We start from the raw sequence: 22,902 nt of genomic DNA on the forward strand, positions 1-22,902 counted from the left end.
TTAATGGACTGTCCAATCCTGGAATTGATTTTCGTCAATATCATGAAAGAAAATATAAACCAGTTCATTTGAAATGGACAAAAAAAGAAAACCAATGAGTAATTTTTTGTATTTATTTAGAGGAGGGGACGAATCCTTTCAAAAATTGTCCCAAGAAGAAAAACAAGCCCATATGGAAGTATGGGGAAAGTGGATGGGAGGCCTGCAAGAAAAAGGCCATCTATTGGACGGTCTCCCCTTGGACACGGATGGAAAAGTAGTGCATAATCGTGGAGAAATTGTTACAAACGGACCCCATGCTGAGGGAGCTGAATTGGTAGGGGGATACTTAATTATTTCTGCTAAGGATTTAGATGAAGCGACTGAAATCTCAAAAGGATGCCCCATTTTTGATTACAAAGGCAGTACCGTTGAGGTAAGACAGATTTTGGATATGGAAGAGCATGTTTGACTTTCCCATCAGTAACCTTATGTTTAGCTTATGCTGGAAAGTATGCTTATAAAACCGCCTATTTTTCAGCATAATCTTTTATACGAATGACCGACCTTAACCAAACCATAGACCACCTGTTTAGAAACGAATATGGGAAGCTTATCTCCTTGCTGACCCATAAGTTTGGGCCCTCTTTTTTGGAACAAATTGAGGATGCGGCACAGGATACTTTTTTAAAAGCGATGCAAGTATGGGGATACCAATCCATTCCTGATAACCCAACTGCCTGGTTGTATCGTGTGGCCCAAAATCGCCTAATCGATGTACTTAGAAGGGATAAGAAGTCCGACTTGCTTGGGGACAAACCATTGCCAAAGGAGAAAACCAAAAAAGAAAGCGAAGTTGTATTGGAAGATGCACTGGAAGATAGCCAGCTCAATATGATTTTTGCTTGTTGCCACCCTTCGCTGTCCCAAGAATACCAAATTATTTTGAGCTTAAAGTTGATGGGTGGTTTTAGTAACAAAGAATTGGCAGATGCCCTATTGAAAAAAGAAGATGCCATCGCTAAATCTTTTACTAGGGCCAAAAAACAATTCCGCGAAAAAGTTCAATTCCTTCAGATTCCGGTTCAGATGGGCCTTCAATCGCGATTGTTCCAAGTGCTTAGGGTTATTTATTTGCTTTTTTCTGAAGGCTATGCCGCAACTTCGGGAGTACAACTTCTTAAACGGGATATTTGTTACGAAGCCCTTCGCTTGGCTTTGCTGCTACGTAAAAACAAATATTGTTCCCACCCCAACCTTGAGGCACTTATTGCTTTAATGTGCTTTCATGCCGCTAGGTTTGACGCTCGATTGGACCAAGAGGGAGATTTAATATCACTAGAACATCATGACAGAAGCCTTTATAACCAGGAATTAATCCAAATTGGGGCCTATCATTTGGAGCAAGCGGAAACAGTCGACCATATACCATCCCAATATCATTTGGAAGCTGCGCGTTCATATTATCACAGTACTGCAAGTACTTTTGAGGAAACAAATTGGAAAAACCTACTGTATTTATATGATGTTCAGGTGAAGCAGCAGTTTACACCCATGGTCGCCTTAAACCGATTAGTTCCGTATGCAAAGGTACACGGGCCAACGAAGGCATTGATGGAACTTAGGGAGTTGGAAAAAGAATCCGACTTCTCCTCTGTGGGTCTTTTTTATGCGATAAAGGCGGATTTCCTCAAAGAAATTGGGGATTCAAAGTATAAACCCGTATTGCTCAAAGCGATAGAATATTCAGATAATGAGCTGGTAAAAAAATATTTACAAACGAAAATGGAATAACCCAAGTCTTTAACCCAAGTCCCAGCCAGATCTATATTCTCGACTTACCCATTCATTGGCTTTGTCGTAATTGGTGATTTTCATGTTTGCCCCATCCCAATGCAATTTTCTTCTTCCAGGGTATACAAATCCTTTTCTGCCAGGCCGTATTTCTTCCATTACTTTGTATTGATAGGCCTTAACGGCTAGATTCCCCATAAGTACCGATTCGGTCAAGGGACCGGAACGTGCAAAATCCGAGGAAGCTTTAGAATTGCCCAAACAAGCATCCACCCAATTTTTAATATGCCCATTCATACCTTCTTCGATTCGCTTCAAGGTAGGTCGGGGTTCATTAAAAATTCCCATCAGGTTGGAGGGTAATAACCGGGCATTTCGAGAATAGGTATCGCAAACTATGATTCCCTTACTTCCGTAGATAACAGAACCTCCCCCACGATCACCTATAGTTTCTTCATCTTTTAATTCATCCGGAAGGTCAGGCATAATGCCTCCATCGAACCAATTTAGGGCGATATCACCATGTTCTTCATGTTCGAATTTTAAGTGAATTTTAGATGAAGGAGGACAGGACGCAGGGTAGTTGGCCTCAACAAAATCATCTACCCAAACAGTAGTGCAGCTAGCTTCTGCCTCTTTGGGATAGCCTAAGTCCAATACACTAAAAGGAGTTTCCATAATATGACAACCCATATCACCCAAGGCCCCAGTGCCAAAATCCCACCAGCCACGCCATTTAAAAGGAAGGTAAGCCTCATTATACGGTCGCATTGACGCCGGACCCAACCACAAGTCCCAATCCAATCCCTTTGGAACCCGCTGTTTGCCTGTTGGTATTGGAACCCCCTGGGGCCAGACAGGTCTATTGGTCCAACAATCTACCGTATGTACTTTTCCAATAAGCCCAGCTTGCACCCACTCTTTAGCCTTCCTACTCCCATCGCTTGAGGCACCTTGGTTGCCCATCTGAGTAACAATTCCATTTTCGGAAGCCACTTGAGTCATTAAGCGCGCTTCTTTGATATTATGGGTGAGCGGTTTTTCTACATATGCATGTTTTTTGGCCCGCATAAAGGGTAGAGATATTACAGCATGGGTATGATCCGGTGTTGCAACCATGATGGCATCAATGTCATTTAAATGAGCCTCATACACTTTCCGAAAATCTTTGAATCGCTTCACCTCTGGAAAAGCCTCATACGTGCTTTGGGCCCTTCTATCATCAACGTCGCAAAAAGCAACAAACTTCACTTTTTGTGTTCCAGCAAGGCCTTCAATTACCCCACGTCCTCTTCCACCTACTCCGAAGGCAGCAACATATAGAGTATCACTCGGTGCCACATGATTTTTACCTAAAACAAAACTGGGAACAATAGTAAAAGCAGCCGAAGCTGCTGAGGCATTTTTTAGAAACTTACGTCTTTGCATGGTATAGGTTTTTGGTGTTTTTGAAGATACAAAAAAGAACCAATCCGACGATTTTGGAAAGAAGTCAAAATTTTAGAGGGACAAGCAAAATAGGGAAGGCTCAAGGATTCCATTCCTTATAAAACCTATCCAGAAAAATAAGCATAAACTGATGGCGCTCTTCCGCCATTTTTTTTCCCGTTTTCGTATTCATTCGGTCCTTCAACAACAATAATTTTTCATAGAAATGATTTATCGTTGGCGCATTGGACTTTTTGTACTCTTGTTTGGACATATTCAAATTTGGAGGAATCTCAGGATTGTAGAGTTCTCGATTTTTAAATCCTCCATAATTAAAGGTCCTCGCAATTCCAATGGCTCCAATTGCATCCAAGCGATCCGCATCCTGAACCACATGAAGCTCTTTGGAAGTGAAAGAATTGCTTTTGGAATCAAGACTGTTCTTAAATGACATGTGTCGAATGATATTTACAACATGCAAAATGATTTTTTCATCAACCTTCTCAGATTGGAGAAAAGCCCTTGCTGTTTTTGGACCTATCTCTTCATCTCCGTTATGGAATTTGGGGTCAGCAATATCATGAAGTAATGCGGCGAGCTGAACGATTAAGGAATCAACAGCTTCTTCATGAGCAATTTTTTTAGCTGTTTTAAAAACACGTTCAATATGAAACCAGTCATGTCCTCCCTCAGCTCCCTGCAAAGTGTCTTTGACAAATGAGATAGTTCTAGATATCAATTCTCCATCATTCATACGGGGGTGTCTATTCCTTGGGTAATACGTTTTTCCGTTTGTGCTATCAAAGATTCAAAATCCTTAGTTGCCCGAAGCGGTTGATGGACTTTAAACTTAAGGTGATGTCCCAATCCCATGGGAAACTTCCCATACTCCAGCAATTTCCATGAGTTGTTGATACTAATAGGGACAATCCATGCTGAAGGTGCATTGGCCAAAAGCACTTTCAGTCCGGTAGTGTGAAATTTTTTCGGAAATCCATCCCTACTTCTAGTTCCTTCAGGAAAAATCACGGCACTACGATGATGCTTTTCTATATATTTTCCTAGTTTTTCAAGTTGTTCTATCGACTGTTTAGGGTCTTTCCTATTGATAAGTACGGAACCTCCGTGTCTTAGATTAAAGGATACACTTGGAATTCCTTTGCCCAATTCAATTTTGCTGACAAACTTGGGGTGGTGCTTTCGCATATACCAAATTATGGGAGGGATGTCATACATGCTTTGATGATTAGTAACGATAATCAAAGGAGTATTGGTTGGAATGTCATGTGTATTCTTAAAACTGTATCGGGTACCCAAAACATTGGTAGACCTCATAATAAACCAATTCAAAAAGGTGACACTTCGTTTATGTGCTTCATAACCAAAAACTTTTAAACACACCCATTGTATGGGGTGGAAAATTACCAGAGTAAGTCCAAAAAAAATAAAAAAGAGAATGGTCAGTGGATAGGAGAAAAGCTTTTTCACTTTTGAATTAGGTTAGGTGTAAAAATAAAAAAACCACCTGTTGAGGTGGTTCTTTAATTTGTTTTTTTAAACTTCTAACAGAATTCGTTATACGCTTCCATTAAGTTTTCTGCAATCATTTCTGCAGGTCTTCCTTCAATATGGTGTCTTTCTATCATGTGAACCAATTCACCATCCTTGAACAAGGCCATACTTGGAGAAGACGGAGGGAAAGGAACCATTAGACTTCTAGCAGTATCAACAGCTTCTGTGTCAACGCCGGCAAAAACAGTGACCAAATTCTCGGGAGTTTTTGAATTTTGAAGGCTCAATTTAGCACCAGGTCTTGCATTAGCAGCTGCACAACCGCATACTGAATTTACCACCACTAAAGTGGTTCCTTCTTTTTTCAAAGCCTCTTCTACGGCTTCACTGGTATATAGTTCCTCGAACCCGGCAGTCGCCAAGTCCGCTCTCATAGGTTTTACTAATTCTTCAGGATACATAGTCTTTTTTTATTAAGCATTCAAAGATAAAGGTTTTGTCGGTTTTTTTCACCACCCTTAACAAGGTGTAAAGAATTCTTACTGACCAAAAAACTATCTTTGCCCCTTATTCTATTTGGAATGATAAAATGGGTAGCTGCCTTTTTGGGATATTTCTTGCTTCGTTTTCCTGGAGCCATTCTTGGTTTTTTGGTAGGAAGTTTTTTGGATAACTTGAATGGCGGTGGTCAAAGGAATGCTCGAGACATTTTTAGAGAATATACCCAGCCCAATGTCTCTCCTGCTGATTTTGAGCTTAATTTACTTTCACTTTGTTCTATAATCATAAAAGCAGATGGGCAGGTTAGTCAAAAGGAATTGGACTATGTCCGTCAATATTTTTTGAGTACTTATGGAAAGGAGAAAGCCAATGCTATTTTCAGGACTTTCAATGAGGTCATCAAAAAAAGAGAAATTTCTACTCAACGAATATGCAGTTACTTGACACAAAGAACTCGGTACGAAGTGCGCTTACAACTGCTTCATTTTCTTTTTGGTATAGCGCAGGCCGATGGACAGATTAGCAAGGCGGAGGTAAGCAAACTAAGGGAAATTGCAGGATATTTGAGGTTAGGAGCCCATGATTTTGAAAGTATTATGGCCATGTTTATCAAATCGGCGGACAATTCCTATAAGATTTTGGAGATTGATAAGAACGCGTCAGACGATGAAGTAAAAAAGGCATATCGAAAGATGGCCAAAAAATATCATCCAGATAGAGTGGTTACGCAAGACGAGGCGATTAAAAAAGGAGCTGAGGAAAAATTCAAGGAAGTACAAAAGGCTTACGAGACCATTCAAAGGGAAAGAGGGATTTCTTAACTTAGTCGACCCAGGGTGATTAAGCCCTAATAGTAATAACCCCAATCTTAAGATTATGCAAGAATTTTGGTTTTATGTAGACTTAGGTTTTAAGCATGTGCTCGATTTTGGTGCCTACGACCATATTTTGTTTTTGGCTGCTCTGGCTACTCCGTTTACCTTTAAGTATTGGAAAAAAGTTGTGGTCTTGGCTACCATTTTTACCGTTGCTCATTGTGCCTCTTTAGCGTTGGCAGCTTTTGATGTACTTACTGTGGATGTAGGACTTATTGAATTTTTGATTCCTGTGACCATTTTTCTCACTGCTCTTTTCAATTTGATATACGTTTTTAAGGACGCCGTGAGCATCGGTATGTATTTGCATGGTTTGGCAACGGCATTTTTCGGATTGATTCATGGATTCGGGTTTTCAAATTACTTCAGATTATTGATGGCCGAAGAAGAAGATAAGATAACTCCCTTATTGGGTTTTGCCACAGGAATAGAATTTTCTCAGGTTGCAATAATATTGGTAGTTCTTGGCGTTGCATTTGTAGCTCAGCATTTTTTGAAATTGAAAAGAAAGCATTTTATCACTATTCTGTCCATTTTAATCATGCTTATCACAATACCATTGTTAATTGCGACGTTCCCCAAATAAGGGTATTGTTAAATTTCATCGAATAAGGTTGTAAGGGTCTTACAAAGCCGGTATCTTTAATTTAAGAGCAGTTCTAAATACATGAAGGAAAGCAAACAAGAGAAGTATGACAAAGCCTACTTACGTATGGCCAAAGAATGGGGTAAGCTTTCCTATTGCAAAAGGAAACAAGTTGGTGCCATCATTGTTAAAGACAGGATGATCATTTCAGATGGATACAACGGCACACCTACGGGATTCGAAAACATCTGTGAAGATGAAGAAGGCTATACCAAATGGTATGTTTTGCATGCTGAGGCCAATGCAATACTCAAGGTGGCTGCCTCCACACAGTCCTGTGAAGGAGCTACGCTCTATATCACGCTTTCGCCTTGCCGTGAATGCAGTAAACTAATTCATCAGTCTGGCATAAAACGTGTTGTATACAGCAAGGCCTATAAGGATGATTCTGGGTTGAGGTTTTTGGAACGTGCGGGAGTAGTTACTGATTATATCCCACTGATAGAAGAAATGGCTTGATGCCTTATAGTTTGCATTAGTTTATGGAAAAGAAATTCAGTTACATATGGCCAACCCTACTTGCTTTAGCAGTGGCCGTTGGTATTTTTATTGGTGGGAAATTACATTTCGATGATACTCCAGAGAAACTTTTCTCCACCAATTCAAAAAAAGATAAACTCAATCGACTTATTGATTACATAGATTATGAATATGTTGATGAAATAGATACAGATAGCATAGTCGATGTAACTGTCAACAACATCCTTGGAAAATTAGACCCTCATTCCGTATACATCCCAAGAAGTGAGATGCAGGAAGTTTCCGAGAACATGAAAGGGGATTTTGTGGGGATTGGCATCAGTTTTTATATGTATCGCGATACGATTACCGTAATCCGTACTATAAAAAACGGCCCAAGTCATATTAGTGGCATCAAACCCGGGGATCGCATTCTTCTTGCTGATAAGGACACATTATTCGGTAAACGTATAGCTAACAATGAAATCGTTTCTAGGCTAAAGGGAAAGGCAGGAACCAAGGTCGATCTGAAAGTATATAGAAAGTCTGAGGAGAAATTCATGGACCTTACAGTCACCCGAGACCGCGTTCCTATAAAAAGTGTAGAAGCCTATTATATGCTCACCCGTGATATGGGTTATATTAAAATTAACCGCTTTGCGGAATCCACCTTCGATGAGTTTAAAGATGCATTGCGAAAACTGAAGTTGCGAGGTGCCCAGAAGCTGGTTTTGGATTTAAGGGATAACCCTGGTGGTTATTTGGGTATTGCGGAAAAACTCGCGGATGAGTTTTTGGTCAATAACAAACTGATACTTTTTACCAAAAACAAAAAGGGTCGAGTTAAAAGAGCCTATGCCACCAAAAAAGGTGATTTTGAGGAAAAGCCGGTCTATGTATTGATTAATGAACGTTCGGCTTCCGCTAGCGAAATTATTGCCGGAGCATTACAGGATAACGATGTCGGAACCATAGTAGGCAGGCGTTCTTTTGGCAAAGGATTGGTACAAAGAGAAATGGATTTGGGTGATGGCTCTGCTGTGCGATTAACTGTTTCCCGCTATTATACACCAACCGGCCGATCAATACAGAAATCCTATAAAAATGGTCATAAAGACTATTATCAAAAATTCGTTGACCGATATCGAAGTGGTGAATTGGTTTCTGTAGATAGTATTAAGGTGGCCGATTCCCTAAAATTCAGGACTCCGAAAGGGAAAGTGGTTTATGGCGGAGGAGGTATAATCCCAGATGTTTTTGTCCCTATTGGAAGTAATGAGGAAGAGGCCATTGAAAGTATGGATGATACCTATGAATTCTTTTCCCGATTTATATTTGAGCATCTGGAAAAAGATAGAAGGCAATACGAAGGCTATACGCGAAACCAGTTTTTAGATGAGTTTCGGGTAGATGATATTCTCTTCGATGAATTCATCCAATTTGTACTGAACAGAAAAATCAAGTTGGATTTTTACGCTCAGGAAGACAAAATCAAGGATTATTTAAAGGCCAATATTGCCGAACAAATATTTTCCCCAAACACTGCAGCACAAATTAAGGGCGAGCATGACCTCATGATTCAAAAGGTAAAGGAGCTGGATTCGGAAACACTATATGATGCCGAGATAGGGTCTGTAGATCATAAGGACTAATCTTCTTTTATCTTCTTATCAATTTTCTTGGAGGTCACAAAAATGAGTAATAAGACTATTGCACATAAGGGAGCCAAAATTCCAATAAGGGCAATGGTGCTATCCCCTTGAAAAGGATTGGAAAAATCAACCAAAGTAACATTGTAGGCAATAAGGGCCAAAGCCAAAAGAATCAAAAAGACGGTTAACACTTTATTCATAGCAACTGAGTAAGTAATCAATTATTTCGTCAGTAAGAGGTTGATGTTAGTGGCAAAAAGCTTGACCGCAATAGCTAACAGGATGACCCCAAAGACCTTCCTAATGATATTAAGTCCGTTTTTGCCTAAAAGGCGTTCAATTTTTGAACTGGACTTTAAAACAAGGTATACAAAGATAATGTTTAGAATTATGGCTACCACAATGTTTTCCACTGCATATTCCGCCCGCAAAGACAGGATGGAAGTCATGGTTCCCGCTCCTGCAATTATAGGAAATGCTATGGGCACAATGGAAGCACTCTCAGGTTCATCATCCCTGTAAAGAGTAATGCCCAAAATCATTTCTATGGCTAAAAAGAAAATGACGAATGCTCCCGCCACGGCAAAAGAATTGACATCTATTCCAATTAGGTTCAAAATACTTTCGCCAACAAATAGGAAAGCCACCATAATACATGCTGCTACCACTGATGCCTTTTCAGATTGGATATGACCCACTTTTTTCCGCAAGGATATGATGATAGGAATACTTCCCAGAATATCAATTACGGCAAACAATACCATTGTGGCGGTTATGATTTGTTTAATGTCAAATCGCATAATTCTATAAATAAGTCGGCAAATTTACGAGTAAAAAACGCATTAAGATGTTACAACACTGGGTAGAAAACATCATTTTTTTGGTTTGGACTATTTTTGGAAAAAATTCCGGATTGAAATGTTCCAAATTGGTAACAAAATTGTCTCTGAGGAAATTATGGACAACGATTTTGTCTGTAATTTGAATGCGTGCAAAGGTGCTTGTTGTGTGGATGGAGAGTACGGGGCTCCCTTGGAAAATGAAGAGACACAAATACTGAAGGATATTTTTGACAAGGTTAAATCTTTTTTGCGACCAGAAGGCATTGAAGCCATCGAACAGCAAGGTACTTTTGTGAAGGGGGAAGATGGTGAATGGGAAACTCCTTTGGTAAACAAAAGTGAATGTGCCTATGTCATTTTTTCTGACTCTGGTGTCGCAAAATGCGGATTGGAGCAAGCCTACAATGCTGGCGCCACCGATTGGAAAAAGCCTATCTCCTGCCATTTGTATCCTATTCGCACTCGAGAGTATTCAGAATTTACAGCGGTGAACTACCATAAATGGGAGATTTGCGACCCAGCCTGTAGTTTGGGCAACGAGTTACAGGTGCCGATATACAAATTCGTTAAAGAGGCGTTGATTCGAAAGTTTGGGGAGTCATGGTACCAAGAACTGGAGCTTGTAGCAAAAGAACGAGCTAAACAGTAGGGATTTCCAAAATTACCTTTGTCCCTTGAGGAGACCCCTCTTTATCAAAAAGGTCAACAATGTGAACGTCAAACTTGTTTTGATAATCTTTGGCGAAATTGGCTAAGCGTTCTTTTGTGATTCGAATACCCACGGACTTTCTTTTGAGCACCCGGTTTTCTTTATTGGTTTGGGCAGCGGTCCTTCCAATACCATTATCCACAATTTCAATATTAATATGGTGATCTCCCTGTTTCTTTACATTTAAGTGTATTTTCTTTTCCCCTTCTTTGGGAGAAAGTCCATGCCAAAGCGAATTTTCTAAAAAGGGTTGGAGTGTTAGTGAAGGAACTTTGATACTTTCCGGGCAAATATCCTCATCCATAGTAATCTTAAAATCAATTTCATTTGAAAACCGAATGTTCTCTATGTTCATATAGAGTTCTACAGTTTCCAGCTCTTCGGATAGTGGGATTTCTTTTACCGAGGAAGCCTCCAATATTTTACGAACTAATTTTGAAAATTTGTTCAAATAATGAACCGCATTTTTCTGCTCGTTATTAATGATATACAGCTTAATAGAGTTCAAGGAATTGAAAAGGAAATGGGGATTCATCTGACTGCGGAGCATATTTTGCTCCAGGCTCAGAACGCGTTTCTCGTTTTTACTCTGGTACTGGCGATATAGAATATAGAGAATACAAGAAATCAGTCCGACCACCAAGGCACTTACCAATAAAGTAGTTTGATTTTTTCTAAGACGTAACCGGACAATTTCATTTTCCTTGGCCAATACCGATATCTGATTGTTTTTCTTTTCAGCTTCATACCGGACTATGATGTCGGTCATATACCTGAGATTGGTGGCACTGGCAATTTCATCTTCATATTCATCTGCCTTTTTGTAGTATTCGTAGGCTTTTTGGTAATTGCCCTTGGCAAGCTGAAAATCCGATAGTTTTTGATATCCATAGAGAACATTGCTGGGCATATTATGATTTTGCGCCATAGTGATACCCTGATTGATAAAATTTTCCGCCTTTTTGTAATTGCCGAGCTCGGTATGGGCCCAACCCGTATTGATAAAAACAGAGGAGGTAATGAAGAAATCCCCATTCCTTTGAGCAACCTCATGCAAGGGTTCCAATAACACCAAAGCCGCATAGGGCATAGCTTGTTTTAGATATACACGCGCCAAGGCATTTTTGCAAATGGTGCGACCAAAATCTGAATTGATTTCCTCATTATATGCCAAGGACTTTCTGTAATTTTCAAGTGCACCTTCCAAGTCCTCTTTAAGTTCCAAACATTCCCCAATGTTTTGGTGATTAATGGCCAACCCAAGTTTATTGTTCAGCTCACCCTCAAGTTTAAGCGCCCTTTGGAATTGGGTAATGGCAAGGTCATATTGTTCCAAACTTTGATAGAGATTACCAATAGAGTTCAATGAGATATTGATGTGTCTTTTTATATGATGGGATGGGTCCTTGACATTTTCAGCCATTTCCAGTGCCTTTTGATGAAAATCCAAACCGGTTTTTATGGCATCAGTCCTACGATACACCACACCAAGCATATTCAGGCTTAGAACTTGAAATTCTACATTGTTGATTTTTTCGGATATTTCCAGGGCTTCCTGATGGAGGTCGGCGGCCTTTTTATATTGGGAAGTGTTTCTATATTTTGTGCCAATTTGGTTAAGACCAAAAGCCATACCTTCCAAATAATTTTCTTGCCTGGACTGATTGGTAAAGTAGCGCATCAAAGTGGTATCCCATCGCACCTTTTCTAACTCGGTTTCGAGTTTCAAATAGGTCTTAGGTTTGGTTTTGGTGAGTATTTCGACTCTTTCCTTGAAGTCCTCAGAAATGTTTTGGGAATGGACGTGAAGGGTGGGCCAAAGAAAGAATTGGAACAGAAAAAAGACCCCTAAAGGGTGCTTGGTAAATTTGGCTTTGTTCAACAAATAAATAACAGTTTCTTATTGCTCTTACAGTAGGTCCAAAAAATCGGATTTCTTCTGCCGCGAAACAGGAATTTTATGATTGGATTCCAATACAACGTACCCGTCCGTTTTTAGAAATTCCTTTATCTTGTTGAGGTTGATGATGTACGAATTATGAATTCTGAAAAAACTATGGTCAGGTAACAGATTGTTTACCTCCTTTAGTTTCTTAGTCAACAGTATCTTTTGACCGTCACTTAGGAAAATTGTACTGTAATTTCCATCGGATTCGGCATAAAGGATATCATCGCTATGTAAAAATACCAATTTACCATCAGTATTGATGGTTATCTTTTTACTTGGGGACTCTGCATTGAAATTCAGAAGAATTTTTTCTAGTTTTTCCGCAGTATAATTTCTGGCGTTGAATTTCTTTATTTTGGAAATGGTAAGTTTCAAATCATCCGTGTCAATGGGTTTCAGCAGGTAATCAATAGCTTCATTTTTAAGCGCTTGAAGTGCATATTGATTGTAGGCTGTGGTAATCACCACGGGGAAATTCTTGTTTTTGAGCGTTTTTATAAACTGAAATCCGTCCATTGCTGGCATTTCAATATCCAAAAACAGACAATCCGGGGTATTCTCTTCCAAGTAGTTCAATGCTTCATGGGCGTCAGTAAAAGAAGCGATGATATCAACCTCATCACTTAAATTGGTCAATTCCCAGCTCAAACTTTGGAGCGCTTTGACCTCATCATCTACGATTACAGCTTCTAACATGTGTCGGGGTTATTGCTAATAATCAAATGTATAATTTTCTGTTCAACCATTTTAAAATTATGTGCTATTGGACATATAATGCTTATAAATGGAAGAAAAAAGGGCATGAGGTGATTTTGTCCGTTTTTTCTGCTACGACTATGTATTTTTTCTGTGATTTCTGATTTTTCGCTTGATGAATTACGCCATTTATACAAGAATTTATGTCGTCCATACATATGAACAGTGCCACTAGGGTTTGTCTTTTTACCTTGTATTCCATAACCTCACCAGACTGTAGAAATGAGAAAATGTGTTATTCTTTTTTTGATTTTGATTGTTATGCTGATTATCGCAGCATCGGCAGAACAGAAAGAGTTGAAAATAGAACCAGAATGGAAAGAATTAGCGGTTAAACAATAAAATCGCTTTTCAATACGATCTTTGACATTACCAGAAAACGTACGGCCAGGGCAACCAACCTCATGAGTGGAACTGCTTAAAAAATAATTCTTATTGTTTTCAACTTTTAAATTTGGTTTTAGGTTTTGGGGGAACTACCTAAAAACTATAAAGAGAAGGCTTGAAAACTTGGGAACGGCCGTACAATTTGGTAATGGAATCATAAAACGAACACGTAAGCAATTTTCATAAGTAAGTAAGGCCAAGGCCGTATATTAATTTATACGCTTTGGTCTTTTTTTGTTGTTCAAGGTTTACAAAAAAATTATGGACAACCAACGACTTTCGTAAAGTCAGCAAACATCACGTGCCAGCCTAGATTTCAACAAGTTGTGTTAAAAACTTTGAGCTCTATTTACTCAAACAAACTTTACAATCTGATCACATTTTTAAATCTTTGTTAGCCCTATTCGCAGGGAGATTTTCAATCCAGTATTACTAAATTCTTATTTAAACAACTATGTCAGCAGCAGTAGAGCCTATCTTGCAAGAAAATGAAGACCGATTTGTAATTTTTCCAATACAGCACCACGATTTGTGGGATTGGTACAAGAAATGTGAGGCTTGTTTTTGGACTGCGGAGGAGATTGACCTGCACCAGGATTTAACGGATTGGAACAACAAATTGAACGATGATGAGCGATATTTCATCAAACACATTTTGGCATTTTTTGCTGCTTCGGATGGCATAGTCAACGAAAATCTTGCCGAAAACTTTGTAAACGAAGTTCAATATTCCGAGGCTAAATTTTTCTATGGTTTTCAAATCATGATGGAAAACATCCACTCAGAAACCTATTCTTTGTTGATTGACACCTACGTGAAAGATGAAAAGGAGAAAGGCATTTTGTTCAAAGCCATAGAAAATTTTCCGGCCATCAAGAAAAAGGCAGATTGGGCATTAAAGTGGATAGAATCGCCAAGCTTTGCGGAACGTCTAATCGCTTTTGCCGCTGTTGAGGGAATCTTCTTCTCTGGTGCTTTCTGTTCCATTTTTTGGTTGAAGAAAAGAGGATTGATGCCTGGATTGACCTTCTCCAATGAATTGATTTCAAGAGACGAGGGCATGCACTGCGACTATGCGGTGCACTTGCATAACAATCACTTGATCAATAAAGTACCTAAAGAGCGTATAACCGATATTATCGTTGACGCGTTGAATATCGAGAGAGAATTTATAACGGAATCCTTGCCTGTTAGTTTGATTGGTATGAATGCCAAGTTGATGACTCAATATTTGGAGTTTGTAACCGATAGGCTTTTGGTGGAATTGCAGTGTGAAAAAGTTTACAACTCAACCAATCCATTTGATTTTATGGATATGATTTCCCTTCAAGGAAAAACCAATTTCTTTGAAAAGAGGGTTTCCGAATATCAAAAAGCGGGTGTTCTCAACAAGGAGAAAGATGCCGATTCACAGAAAATAAGCTTTGATGCTGATTTTTAAATAGCCCACCAAAGAACCCTCGGTTGCCCATCGAGGGTTTTTATGACCTTAACCTCAAGTGTTAAAATTTTAACAATGTTATTGGCCAAACCAATTAGAAAGTATCACATAAACAATTGTAGCGCATGTATGTAGTAAAAAGAGATGGAAGAAAAGAGCCGATGATGTTCGATAAAATCACGGCTAGAGTTAGAAAACTTTGTTATGGCCTCAATGGCCTCGTGGACCCGGTCAAGGTTGCCATGAGAGTTATTGAAGGATTATATGATGGTGTCACCACCTCGGAGCTGGATAATTTGGCCGCTGAAATAGCAGCAACCATGACCACAACACATCCAGACTACGCAAAGTTGGCCGCTCGTATTTCTGTTTCCAACCTACATAAGAATACTAAAAAGTCCTTCTCAGAAACCATGAAGGATTTGTACGAATATATAAATCCTCGTACTGGTAAGGAAGCCCCTCTTCTATCTGATGAGGTCTATAAGGTAATTTCTGAAAACGCAGAAAAATTAGACTCCACAATTATTTATAACCGAGACTTTGGCTACGATTATTTCGGTTTTAAAACTTTGGAGCGCTCTTACCTATTAAAGTTAAACGGTAAAATCGCTGAAAGACCTCAGCACATGCTAATGCGTGTGGCGGTGGGAATTCATTTGGATGATTTGGATGCAGCAGTTGAGACATATGAGCTCATGTCCAAGAAGTACTTTACCCATGCTACTCCCACACTTTTTAATTCGGGCACACCAAAACCACAAATGTCTTCATGCTTTCTGTTGACCATGAAAGATGATAGCATAGATGGGATTTATGATACCTTAAAGCAAACAGCAAAAATTTCGCAATCCGCGGGAGGAATAGGTCTATCTATTCATAACATCCGAGCTACGGGGTCCTATATAGCTGGAACCAATGGAACCTCCAATGGGATAGTTCCTATGTTGCGTGTATTTAATGATACAGCTCGTTACGTAGATCAAGGAGGAGGAAAGAGAAAGGGAAGCTTTGCGATATATGTAGAACCATGGCATGCTGATATTTTCGACTTTTTGGATTTGAAGAAAAATCATGGAAAAGAAGAAATGCGGGCTAGGGATTTATTCTACGCGATGTGGATTCCGGATTTGTTCATGAAAAGAGTAGAGGCTGATGCTGAGTGGACTTTGATGTGTCCTAACGAGTGCCCAGACCTTTTCAACAATCACAGTGAGGACTTTGATGCGCTCTATCTGAAGTACGAATCAGAAGGAAAAGGAAGAAAGACCATCAAGGCTCGGGAATTGTGGGAGAAGATTTTAGAGTCTCAAATTGAAACAGGTACGCCTTATATGCTTTACAAGGATGCCGCCAATAGGAAGAGTAACCAAAAGAATTTGGGAACTATCCGCTCTTCCAACCTATGTACTGAGATTTTGGAATACACCTCTCCCGATGAAGTGGCGGTATGTAATTTGGCTTCCATTGCTTTGCCCATGTTCGTCAAGAACGGAAAGTTTGACCACAAAGAACTTTTTAAGGTTACTAAAAGGGTTACCAAAAACTTGAACCGAGTAATTGATCGAAACTATTATCCGGTGAAGGAGGCTGAAAACTCGAACATGAGACACAGGCCTATTGGATTAGGGGTCCAGGGATTAGCCGATGCATTTATCATGCTAAGACTGCCCTTTACCAGTGATGAGGCCAAGCAATTGAACCAAGATATTTTCGAGACCCTATACTTTGCCGCTGTAACCGCTTCCATGGAGGAAGCAAAGGAAGAGGGAGCTTATTCCAGCTATAAAGGTTCTCCAATATCTAATGGGGAGTTTCAGCACAATCTTTGGGGGATAAAGGACGAGGAACTTTCAGGAAGATGGGATTGGGGGAAACTTCGAAAAGATGTTAAGAAAAATGGGGTAAGAAATTCCCTTTTGGTTGCACCGATGCCTACAGCTTCCACTTCCCAAATCTTGGGTAACAACGAATGCTTTGAGCCATATACTTCCAATATTTATACACGTAGAGTGTTGTCTGGAGAATTTATCGTGGTAAACAAGCATCTTTTGGAAGATTTGGTGAAACTGGGTCTATGGAATGAAAATCTGAAGCAAGAATTAATGCGCGCCAATGGTTCCATTCAACATATTGATGTAATTCCAGACGATATCAAGGAATTATATCAAACCGTTTGGGAACTCAGTATGAAAGACATCATTGATATGAGTCGTCAGAGAGGGTATTTCATTGATCAGAGCCAGTCGTTGAACTTGTTCATGGAGAATGCCAACTATGCCAAGCTTACGTCTATGCATTTCTATGCTTGGAAAAGCGGCTTGAAGACAGGAATGTATTACCTAAGAACCAAAGCTGCAGTAGACGCCATTAAATTTACTTTGGACAATACAAAGAAGAAAGAAGTTCCGGTAAGTGTTGCGGCAGAAGCGGAAGTCACAGCTGCTACCACAACCGGTGCAGAGACGATTCAAGTGCAAACCACCCCGGTGAGTCAACAGGAAGTGGATATTCAACCCATGACACCTGAAGAGATGAAAGAGATGATCGCACGTGCCAAGGAAGGTCAAGCAGATGACGATTGCCTAATGTGCGGATCATAGTTTAATACTGAACTTATCAGTATGTGATAGTGTTTATTGATTAAAGCGCCTCGGAAAGTTTCACCCCAAGAAACAAACTTCCGGGGTGTTTTTTATGTCTGAAAATAAAAAAGTCCTTCAAACGAAGGACTTTTTTTAAATCTTAAAGTATCCTTTTTAGGATAAGGACCATGCCTTTCCTTCTGTAAGGGCTTCAGTTGTATCACAGGGCACATACTGACCTGGAATAGGTAGATAAGCCAATACCTCCTCGCCAACGTACTCAGAGTTTTTATAAGCCCATACTGAAATGTCCCTAACTGAATTTGCGAACATGTATCGTGCAATCTCGTCGTCCAACACAGCACTGCCATTTTGTTCAATAGCCATGAAATATTCTCCGATGGCCTTATCATGAGCTTCTTCCACATCTTTGGTCCGTTTCTTTAAATAGGTGCTCAAAGCAGGGGTGAAATCCTCTTCATTCAATTCAGCTAAACTTTCTTTTTGGGTATCTGAAAGAACTTTTCCGAAAAATTTGTCCATTCCCAACTTTAAAAAATCCTGATGCTCCGGAGGAAGCACATCTTTGGCGAACTGATCTATGAATACATGAACGTTCATCTCCGTTGCGGAAGGAGTATCTGTTTTGGGCAGAATAATATCCACAAGGGTATGCAAGCCAACACCTTCATCCTGAGTCATAAACTGTGGAGCCCAGTCCAGAACTTTTTTTGAGTTACAACTTTGGACCAATCCAATTAATGTGGGAGCTGCTAAGCTATAGCCAAAGGCCATCCCCATATTTTTAAGTGCTTTTCTTCTTTCCATCAGATATTTCCTTTTTTAAGTTCTTGTGCAGCATGATTAGCTGCTCTAGCGGTAAATGCCATATAGGTTAGGGATGGGTTAACACAACTGGCAGAGGTCATAAAGGCACCATCGGTAACATACACATTCTTACAAGCGTGTACTTGGTTGAATCCATTTAATACCGACGTTTTTGGATTGCGACCCATTCGTGCGGTACCCATCTCATGGATACCCAGACCCAAGGCATAGGTTTCATCATAGGTTTCTATATCCCTAGCTCCAGATTTCTCTAACATGGCAGCGGCTTGCTCTTGCATGTCTTTTCGCATTTCAAGCTCGTTCTCCTTAATTTCGGCATCAAAGGTAACCGTAGGCAATCCCCATTGGTCCTTTTTGTCGTAATCCAGGGTCATTTTGTTTTCATGGTAAGGAAGTATTTCACCAAAACCAAGCATGTTCATCGTCCAGCCCCCCGGCTTCAAAATACCTTCTTTTAGTTCTTTTCCAAAAGATGCCTCGGCCACTAAATCTTCATAGTTATCTCTTCCGGCTCCTCCCTGATAACCATACCCTCTGGTAAAATTCTTCATATTGCTCGACCCGCCTATATTTCGGAATCTAGGAATGTAAATGCCGTTAGGTTTTCTGCCTTTGTAATATTTATCATCAAAACCATCCATTTTTCCTTCAGCTCCGGCTTTAAAGTGGTGGTCCATAAGGTTATGACCCAACTCCCCACTATCGTTGCCCAATCCATCTGGAAAACGGTCCGATTTAGACTGCATTAATATAGAGGTTGAGGCCACTGCGGAAGCGCATAGGAAAATCACTTTGGCCTTAAATTCAAATTCTTCTTTGGTAAGTCTATCTATTACTTTGACACCAGTAGCCTTTTTGGTATTTGGATCATAAATGACTTCATGCACAATGGAATCAGGTCTTAAAGTCATATTTCCCGTTCTTTCCGCGGCCGGCAGAGTAGATGAAACACTACTAAAGTATGCTCCAAATGGACATCCACGAACACAACGGTTTCTGTATTGACAACGAACCCTTCCATCCCCTTCAAAACGTTTGTCACTGTTAATATGAGCTACCCTTCCTGCCGTTATTACTCGGCCATCAAAATGTTCCGCAACTTTTCCACGAACAAAATCCTCTACGCAGTTAAGTTCCATCATGGGCTCAAATTTCCCATCTGGAAGTTGGGGAAGTCCCAACAATTCTCCTGATACCCCAATATAAGATTCGACTTTATCGTACCAAGGAGCGATATCTTTATATCGTACTGGCCAATCCACGGCAACACCTTCCTTGCCGTTGGCTTCGAAATCCATTTCACTCCACCTATAACTATGGCGTCCCCACATAATAGAGCGCCCACCCACATGATATCCTCGCATCCAGTCAAAGCGCTTTACTTCATTGTATGGATGTTCCAAATCATTTACAAACCAATGCTGGGAAGCCTTCTTTACGGTATAACCTGTTCTAGCTTGTTTTTCTTGCTTCGCTAGATCTTCCAATGTGGCTTCACCTGCATTAGGAAAATCCCAAGGATCCATATTGGCAGTTGGATAATCTTCCCTGTGCTTTACCATTCTTCCTCGCTCCAATACCAAAGTCTTCAAACCATTTTCGCAGAGTTCCTTTGCTGCCCAGCCTCCACTAATCCCAGTTCCTACGACTATGGCATCATAAGATTCCTGTTCTTCATTGTAATAAAACTTACTCATGTATTCCGAATTGTTTATTCCATAAATGTATTAATTATTAAATTAATTTTCTACATTTAAACCCTATGTTTATTGAGAATATGATACTATAACGTTGTAGTTTTTCTATTCCTTTAAAGATTCAACAATCCAACTATATGAAGCGAAGAGATTTTGTTCAAGGGACCCTTCAAGTGGGAGTGGCCATATCCGTATTTGGAATACATTCTTGCAAGCCCAAACAAAAGGAAAAAGAAGAGGTGGTGACAAAAGAAGAGGTTAAAACTGCACCCATGTTAAAATTGTCTTTGGCCCAATGGTCTATCCATAGGATGATAAAGGAGGAAGGAATGGATCCTTATATGTTTGCTTCCAAGGCAAAAGAATGGGGTTTTACCGGCCTGGAATATGTAAATCAACTCTACGAGAACGAACCCAATACAAAAGGTTTTTCTGAAGAAGCCATGCAACATTTTGTGCAAAGATCTAAGGCCGAAAGTAAGAAGCACGGTTTGGAAAATTTGATTATCATGATTGATCATGAGGGAGACCTTTCAGCAGCAGATGAGATGGAAAGAAAGGCCGCCGTCGAAAACCATTTTAAGTGGGTGGATGCAGCAGCTGAATTGGGATGCCATTCTGTTAGAGTCAATTTGATGGGGAGTAAGGTTGCCGAAGAATGGACCACTGCGTCCGTTGATGGACTTACACAATTATCCAATTATGCCAAAACCAAAAACATCAATGTAATTGTCGAGAACCATGGTGGTTTTTCATCTCACGCGCAGATGTTGGTGGATGTGATAAAACAAGTGGACCTACCTAATTGTGGTACCCTACCTGATTTTGGTAACTTCTGTGTAAAACGTGAGGATGGTTCGTATTTCTCCTCGGCTTGCATAGAGGAATATGATAGATACCAAGGAATTCAAGAGTTAATGCCGTATGCCAAAGCTGTTAGTGCAAAGTCGCATGATTTTGATCAAGAAGGAAATGAAACGAATACGGACTACGCTCGAATGATGAAGATTGTGAGCGATGCTGGATACACCGGATACGTTGGGGTGGAATATGAAGGGGATGAGCTAGGGGAAGCCGAAGGTATTTTAGCCACTAAAGAATTACTTTTAAAGGTGACGGGACAATCCATGTGAACCATTCCAAAAGTGTATGAAGGGATTTTTACAACAACTTTTTGACTACAACTTCTATTGCAACAAGCAATTGATAGAGCAATTTGACCAAATGGATAAGTTGCCCAAAAAGAGTGTTGAACTGTTCAATCATATCTTGAATGCCCATCACGTTTGGAATCATAGGATTTTAGATACTTCACCAGAATTTGAAGTATGGGAAAAACACAAGCCCAAGGCATGGAATGATATCCATTATGACAACCAACGAACCTCGTTTGAAATTATCACCAATACAGATGATTTCAACAGACGAATTGATTATGTAAGCACCGAGGGAAGAGCTTATGGCAACGAAATAAAAGATATCCTATTTCATATAGTGAATCATGCGACACACCACCGAGGGCAAATTTTGGCGGACCTTAGAGCCTCTAAAATAGAACCAATACCGTTGGATTACATTTTTTACAAAAGATAAATCAACTAACGTACTATTTATATGAATTCAATAGCAAAATTTCAGCTGTCCTTCATGATGTTCCTAGAATTTTTCATTTGGGGCGGATGGTTTGTCACCATGGGCATTTATTTGCCAAATACCTTGAATGCAAGTGGTGTGGAAATAGCTAGTGCATACTCAAGCCAATCTTGGGGAGCTATTATTGCTCCATTTATTATTGGACTGATATGTGACCGATATTTTAATGCAGAAAAAGTGCTCGGAATATTGCATTTGATTGGAGCCTTTATCATGTATCAGTTGGCTAACGCCTCGGACATTTCGGTTTTCATTCCTTATGTCTACGGCTATATGATTGCGTATATGCCAACCTTGGCTTTGGTGAATTCTGTAGCCTTTAACCAAATGAAAGACCCTTCTAAAGAATTTGCCTTTGTTCGTGTGTTTGGAACTATAGGTTGGATTGTGGCAGGACTTGCTATTAGTTTCTTCGGATGGGATAGCGAAGCAGGGGTTCAGGAAGGGCTTTTGAAAAATACCTTTTTAATGGTAGCAGGAGCATCAGCCTTATTGGGAGTTTTTAGTTTTACTTTACCTAAAACGCCTCCAAAATCTTCCAAGGATGATAAAGTAACGATTTCAGATATCCTAGGATTGGAAGCCCTAAAGCTGTTAAAGGATAGGAACTTCTTGATATTTTTCATCGCGTCGGTACTGATATGTATCCCACTGGCCTTTTACTACCAACACGCAGGCCAGTTCTTAGGGGAGATTGGAGTGTCAAATCCAGCTGGGAAAATGACCATCGGACAGATTTCGGAAGTACTTTTCATGTTGTTATTGCCGTTCTTTTTCAAGAAGTTTGGTTTCAAGATGACCATTTTGGCAGGGATGTTGGCCTGGACCGTAAGATATTTGTTGTTTGCTTTTGGAGATGCGGGGGAGTTGGCCTTTATGTTGATTGTTGGAATTGCCCTTCATGGAATTTGTTATGATTTCTTCTTTGTATCAGGCCAAATTTACACGGATTCCAAAGCTGGAGAAAAATACAAGAGTGCAGCGCAAGGTCTAATCACATTGGCTACCTACGGTGTGGGTATGCTGATTGGTTTCTGGGTGGCTGGAAAAATTACGGACTCATATTTGGTTTCCGAAAACGTTCATGAATGGACCAATATTTGGACGTTCCCCGCTATTTTTGCTTTTGTGGTTTTGATACTTTTCATGCTTTTATTCAAGAACGAAAAAATAGAATATAAAGATTAAT

22 protein-coding genes are annotated in these 22,902 nt (G+C 39.9%); 12 read left to right on the forward strand and 10 right to left on the reverse strand.

Going from position 1 to position 22,902, the window contains the following annotated elements; all coding sequences use genetic code 11:
- Positions 1-94 precede the first annotated feature (94 nt).
- Together ACSLUF_RS00575 and ACSLUF_RS00580 are read left to right on the forward strand one after the other, a co-directional pair.
- The gene (locus ACSLUF_RS00575) at positions 95-451 is read left to right on the forward strand and encodes a YciI family protein (protein WP_435624190.1); all 357 of its coding nucleotides are present in this window, start codon (positions 95-97) and stop codon (positions 449-451) included.
- An 86-nt stretch (positions 452-537) separates the two neighbouring features.
- Positions 538-1,773 (forward strand): RNA polymerase sigma factor, encoded by a 1,236-nt coding sequence (locus tag ACSLUF_RS00580; RefSeq protein WP_435624191.1) that lies wholly within the window; start codon positions 538-540, stop codon positions 1,771-1,773.
- Positions 1,774-1,782: 9 nt separating this feature from the next.
- Here ACSLUF_RS00580 and ACSLUF_RS00585 read toward each other — a convergent pair whose 3' ends face one another.
- The 4 genes from ACSLUF_RS00585 to ACSLUF_RS00600 all read right to left on the reverse strand — a co-directional run bounded on the left by ACSLUF_RS00585 (position 1,783) and on the right by ACSLUF_RS00600 (position 5,174).
- Positions 1,783-3,201: a Gfo/Idh/MocA family protein gene (locus tag ACSLUF_RS00585; protein ID WP_435624192.1), complete on the reverse strand. Its 1,419-nt coding sequence runs from the start codon at positions 3,199-3,201 to the stop codon at positions 1,783-1,785.
- Between the two features lie 100 nt (positions 3,202-3,301).
- Positions 3,302-3,955, reverse strand: a complete 654-nt coding sequence (locus ACSLUF_RS00590) for an HD domain-containing protein (protein WP_435624193.1) — start codon at positions 3,953-3,955, stop codon at positions 3,302-3,304.
- Positions 3,952-4,689 carry a lysophospholipid acyltransferase family protein gene (locus ACSLUF_RS00595; RefSeq protein WP_435624194.1) on the reverse strand — a complete coding sequence of 246 codons (738 nt, stop codon included), beginning with the start codon at positions 4,687-4,689 and terminating at the stop codon, positions 3,952-3,954. The genes ACSLUF_RS00590 and ACSLUF_RS00595 overlap by 4 nt, the downstream gene beginning before the upstream one ends.
- A 74-nt stretch (positions 4,690-4,763) precedes the next feature.
- Entirely contained in the window at positions 4,764-5,174 is a 411-nt protein-coding gene (locus tag ACSLUF_RS00600) for a BrxA/BrxB family bacilliredoxin (protein ID WP_435624195.1), read from the reverse strand.
- 120 nt (positions 5,175-5,294) lie between these two features.
- Between ACSLUF_RS00600 and ACSLUF_RS00605 the strand changes: the two genes are divergently transcribed.
- The 4 genes from ACSLUF_RS00605 (at position 5,295) to ACSLUF_RS00620 (ending at position 8,846) form a co-directional block, all read left to right on the forward strand.
- Positions 5,295-6,035: a TerB family tellurite resistance protein gene (locus ACSLUF_RS00605; RefSeq protein WP_435625856.1), complete on the forward strand. Its 741-nt coding sequence runs from the start codon at positions 5,295-5,297 to the stop codon at positions 6,033-6,035.
- 55 nt (positions 6,036-6,090) lie between these two features.
- Complete coding sequence (locus tag ACSLUF_RS00610; protein ID WP_435624196.1) at positions 6,091-6,675, forward strand: HupE/UreJ family protein; 585 nt, start codon at positions 6,091-6,093, stop codon at positions 6,673-6,675.
- A gap of 81 nt (positions 6,676-6,756) precedes the next feature.
- On the forward strand, positions 6,757-7,194 hold the full coding sequence (locus tag ACSLUF_RS00615) for a deoxycytidylate deaminase (RefSeq protein ID WP_435624197.1): 438 nt from the start codon (positions 6,757-6,759) through the stop codon (positions 7,192-7,194).
- Positions 7,195-7,217: 23 nt separating this feature from the next.
- Positions 7,218-8,846: a S41 family peptidase gene (locus tag ACSLUF_RS00620; RefSeq protein WP_435624198.1), complete on the forward strand. Its 1,629-nt coding sequence runs from the start codon at positions 7,218-7,220 to the stop codon at positions 8,844-8,846.
- Here the strand turns inward: ACSLUF_RS00620 and ACSLUF_RS00625 are convergent.
- Together ACSLUF_RS00625 and ACSLUF_RS00630 are read right to left on the reverse strand one after the other, a co-directional pair.
- On the reverse strand, positions 8,843-9,046 hold the full coding sequence (locus tag ACSLUF_RS00625; protein WP_435624199.1) for a hypothetical protein: 204 nt from the start codon (positions 9,044-9,046) through the stop codon (positions 8,843-8,845). The genes ACSLUF_RS00620 and ACSLUF_RS00625 overlap by 4 nt on opposite strands.
- 21 nt (positions 9,047-9,067) lie before the next feature.
- Positions 9,068-9,646 (reverse strand): MarC family protein, encoded by a 579-nt coding sequence (locus ACSLUF_RS00630; protein WP_435624200.1) that lies wholly within the window; start codon positions 9,644-9,646, stop codon positions 9,068-9,070.
- Positions 9,647-9,764: 118 nt separating this feature from the next.
- Here ACSLUF_RS00630 and ACSLUF_RS00635 point away from each other — a divergent pair, with 118 nt between their 5' ends.
- Positions 9,765-10,337, forward strand: coding sequence for a DUF3109 family protein (locus ACSLUF_RS00635; RefSeq protein WP_435624201.1), 573 nt, complete (start codon positions 9,765-9,767; stop codon positions 10,335-10,337).
- Here the strand turns inward: ACSLUF_RS00635 and ACSLUF_RS00640 are convergent.
- Both ACSLUF_RS00640 and ACSLUF_RS00645 read right to left on the reverse strand, forming a co-directional pair.
- Entirely contained in the window at positions 10,327-12,279 is a 1,953-nt protein-coding gene (locus tag ACSLUF_RS00640) for a tetratricopeptide repeat protein (RefSeq protein ID WP_435624202.1), read from the reverse strand. The two genes, ACSLUF_RS00635 and ACSLUF_RS00640, sit on opposite strands and share 11 nt — an antisense overlap.
- Positions 12,280-12,306: 27 nt before the next feature.
- Positions 12,307-13,041 carry a LytR/AlgR family response regulator transcription factor gene (locus ACSLUF_RS00645; protein ID WP_435624203.1) on the reverse strand — a complete coding sequence of 245 codons (735 nt, stop codon included), beginning with the start codon at positions 13,039-13,041 and terminating at the stop codon, positions 12,307-12,309.
- A gap of 901 nt (positions 13,042-13,942) precedes the next feature.
- Between ACSLUF_RS00645 and ACSLUF_RS00650 the strand changes: the two genes are divergently transcribed.
- Together ACSLUF_RS00650 and ACSLUF_RS00655 are read left to right on the forward strand one after the other, a co-directional pair.
- Positions 13,943-14,929 carry a ribonucleotide-diphosphate reductase subunit beta gene (locus ACSLUF_RS00650; protein ID WP_435624204.1) on the forward strand — a complete coding sequence of 329 codons (987 nt, stop codon included), beginning with the start codon at positions 13,943-13,945 and terminating at the stop codon, positions 14,927-14,929.
- Between the two features lie 125 nt (positions 14,930-15,054).
- Positions 15,055-17,532: a ribonucleoside-diphosphate reductase subunit alpha gene (locus tag ACSLUF_RS00655; protein WP_435624205.1), complete on the forward strand. Its 2,478-nt coding sequence runs from the start codon at positions 15,055-15,057 to the stop codon at positions 17,530-17,532.
- Positions 17,533-17,688: 156 nt separating this feature from the next.
- On the opposite strand, the gene ACSLUF_RS00660 is transcribed toward ACSLUF_RS00655, so the two are convergent.
- A complete protein-coding gene (locus tag ACSLUF_RS00660; protein WP_435624206.1) occupies positions 17,689-18,342 on the reverse strand; it encodes a gluconate 2-dehydrogenase subunit 3 family protein in 654 nt (217 codons plus the stop codon).
- Complete coding sequence (locus tag ACSLUF_RS00665; protein WP_435624207.1) at positions 18,342-20,060, reverse strand: GMC oxidoreductase; 1,719 nt, start codon at positions 20,058-20,060, stop codon at positions 18,342-18,344. Before ACSLUF_RS00665 ends, ACSLUF_RS00660 begins: the two co-directional genes overlap by 1 nt.
- A gap of 137 nt (positions 20,061-20,197) precedes the next feature.
- Here ACSLUF_RS00665 and ACSLUF_RS00670 point away from each other — a divergent pair, with 137 nt between their 5' ends.
- The 3 genes from ACSLUF_RS00670 to ACSLUF_RS00680 are packed head-to-tail and all read left to right on the forward strand — an operon-like array spanning position 20,198 to position 22,901.
- The gene (locus ACSLUF_RS00670; RefSeq protein ID WP_435624208.1) at positions 20,198-21,193 is read left to right on the forward strand and encodes a sugar phosphate isomerase/epimerase family protein; all 996 of its coding nucleotides are present in this window, start codon (positions 20,198-20,200) and stop codon (positions 21,191-21,193) included.
- Positions 21,194-21,209: 16 nt separating this feature from the next.
- Positions 21,210-21,653 carry a DinB family protein gene (locus tag ACSLUF_RS00675; protein ID WP_435624209.1) on the forward strand — a complete coding sequence of 148 codons (444 nt, stop codon included), beginning with the start codon at positions 21,210-21,212 and terminating at the stop codon, positions 21,651-21,653.
- A gap of 21 nt (positions 21,654-21,674) precedes the next feature.
- On the forward strand, positions 21,675-22,901 hold the full coding sequence (locus ACSLUF_RS00680) for a nucleoside permease (RefSeq protein WP_435624210.1): 1,227 nt from the start codon (positions 21,675-21,677) through the stop codon (positions 22,899-22,901).
- The last annotated feature ends 1 nt before the right edge of the window (position 22,902 follow it).

Source organism: Flagellimonas sp. (genome assembly GCF_965601775.1).
GTDB lineage: Bacteria > Bacteroidota > Bacteroidia > Flavobacteriales > Flavobacteriaceae > Flagellimonas.

Excerpts from the sequence above, each read along its gene's own strand:
- ACSLUF_RS00605 (WP_435625856.1), top strand. The coding sequence starts at position 5,295 with ATGATAAAATGGGTAGCTGCCTTTTTGGGATATTTCTTGCTTCGTTTT.
- ACSLUF_RS00600 (WP_435624195.1), bottom strand. The coding sequence starts at position 5,174 with ATGTATCCTGAAGAATTAGTAAAACCTATGAGAGCGGACTTGGCGACT.
- ACSLUF_RS00670 (WP_435624208.1), top strand. The coding sequence starts at position 20,198 with ATGAAGCGAAGAGATTTTGTTCAAGGGACCCTTCAAGTGGGAGTGGCC.
- ACSLUF_RS00630 (WP_435624200.1), bottom strand. The coding sequence starts at position 9,646 with ATGCGATTTGACATTAAACAAATCATAACCGCCACAATGGTATTGTTT.
- ACSLUF_RS00645 (WP_435624203.1), bottom strand. The coding sequence starts at position 13,041 with ATGTTAGAAGCTGTAATCGTAGATGATGAGGTCAAAGCGCTCCAAAGT.
- ACSLUF_RS00680 (WP_435624210.1), top strand. The coding sequence starts at position 21,675 with ATGAATTCAATAGCAAAATTTCAGCTGTCCTTCATGATGTTCCTAGAA.
- ACSLUF_RS00585 (WP_435624192.1), bottom strand. The coding sequence starts at position 3,201 with ATGCAAAGACGTAAGTTTCTAAAAAATGCCTCAGCAGCTTCGGCTGCT.
- ACSLUF_RS00635 (WP_435624201.1), top strand. The coding sequence starts at position 9,765 with ATGTTCCAAATTGGTAACAAAATTGTCTCTGAGGAAATTATGGACAAC.
- ACSLUF_RS00655 (WP_435624205.1), top strand. The coding sequence starts at position 15,055 with ATGTATGTAGTAAAAAGAGATGGAAGAAAAGAGCCGATGATGTTCGAT.
- ACSLUF_RS00620 (WP_435624198.1), top strand. The coding sequence starts at position 7,218 with ATGGAAAAGAAATTCAGTTACATATGGCCAACCCTACTTGCTTTAGCA.
- ACSLUF_RS00665 (WP_435624207.1), bottom strand. The coding sequence starts at position 20,060 with ATGAGTAAGTTTTATTACAATGAAGAACAGGAATCTTATGATGCCATA.
- ACSLUF_RS00580 (WP_435624191.1), top strand. The coding sequence starts at position 538 with ATGACCGACCTTAACCAAACCATAGACCACCTGTTTAGAAACGAATAT.
- ACSLUF_RS00625 (WP_435624199.1), bottom strand. The coding sequence starts at position 9,046 with ATGAATAAAGTGTTAACCGTCTTTTTGATTCTTTTGGCTTTGGCCCTT.
- ACSLUF_RS00575 (WP_435624190.1), top strand. The coding sequence starts at position 95 with ATGAGTAATTTTTTGTATTTATTTAGAGGAGGGGACGAATCCTTTCAA.
- ACSLUF_RS00675 (WP_435624209.1), top strand. The coding sequence starts at position 21,210 with ATGAAGGGATTTTTACAACAACTTTTTGACTACAACTTCTATTGCAAC.
- ACSLUF_RS00610 (WP_435624196.1), top strand. The coding sequence starts at position 6,091 with ATGCAAGAATTTTGGTTTTATGTAGACTTAGGTTTTAAGCATGTGCTC.
- ACSLUF_RS00660 (WP_435624206.1), bottom strand. The coding sequence starts at position 18,342 with ATGGAAAGAAGAAAAGCACTTAAAAATATGGGGATGGCCTTTGGCTAT.
- ACSLUF_RS00615 (WP_435624197.1), top strand. The coding sequence starts at position 6,757 with ATGAAGGAAAGCAAACAAGAGAAGTATGACAAAGCCTACTTACGTATG.
- ACSLUF_RS00650 (WP_435624204.1), top strand. The coding sequence starts at position 13,943 with ATGTCAGCAGCAGTAGAGCCTATCTTGCAAGAAAATGAAGACCGATTT.
- ACSLUF_RS00590 (WP_435624193.1), bottom strand. The coding sequence starts at position 3,955 with ATGAATGATGGAGAATTGATATCTAGAACTATCTCATTTGTCAAAGAC.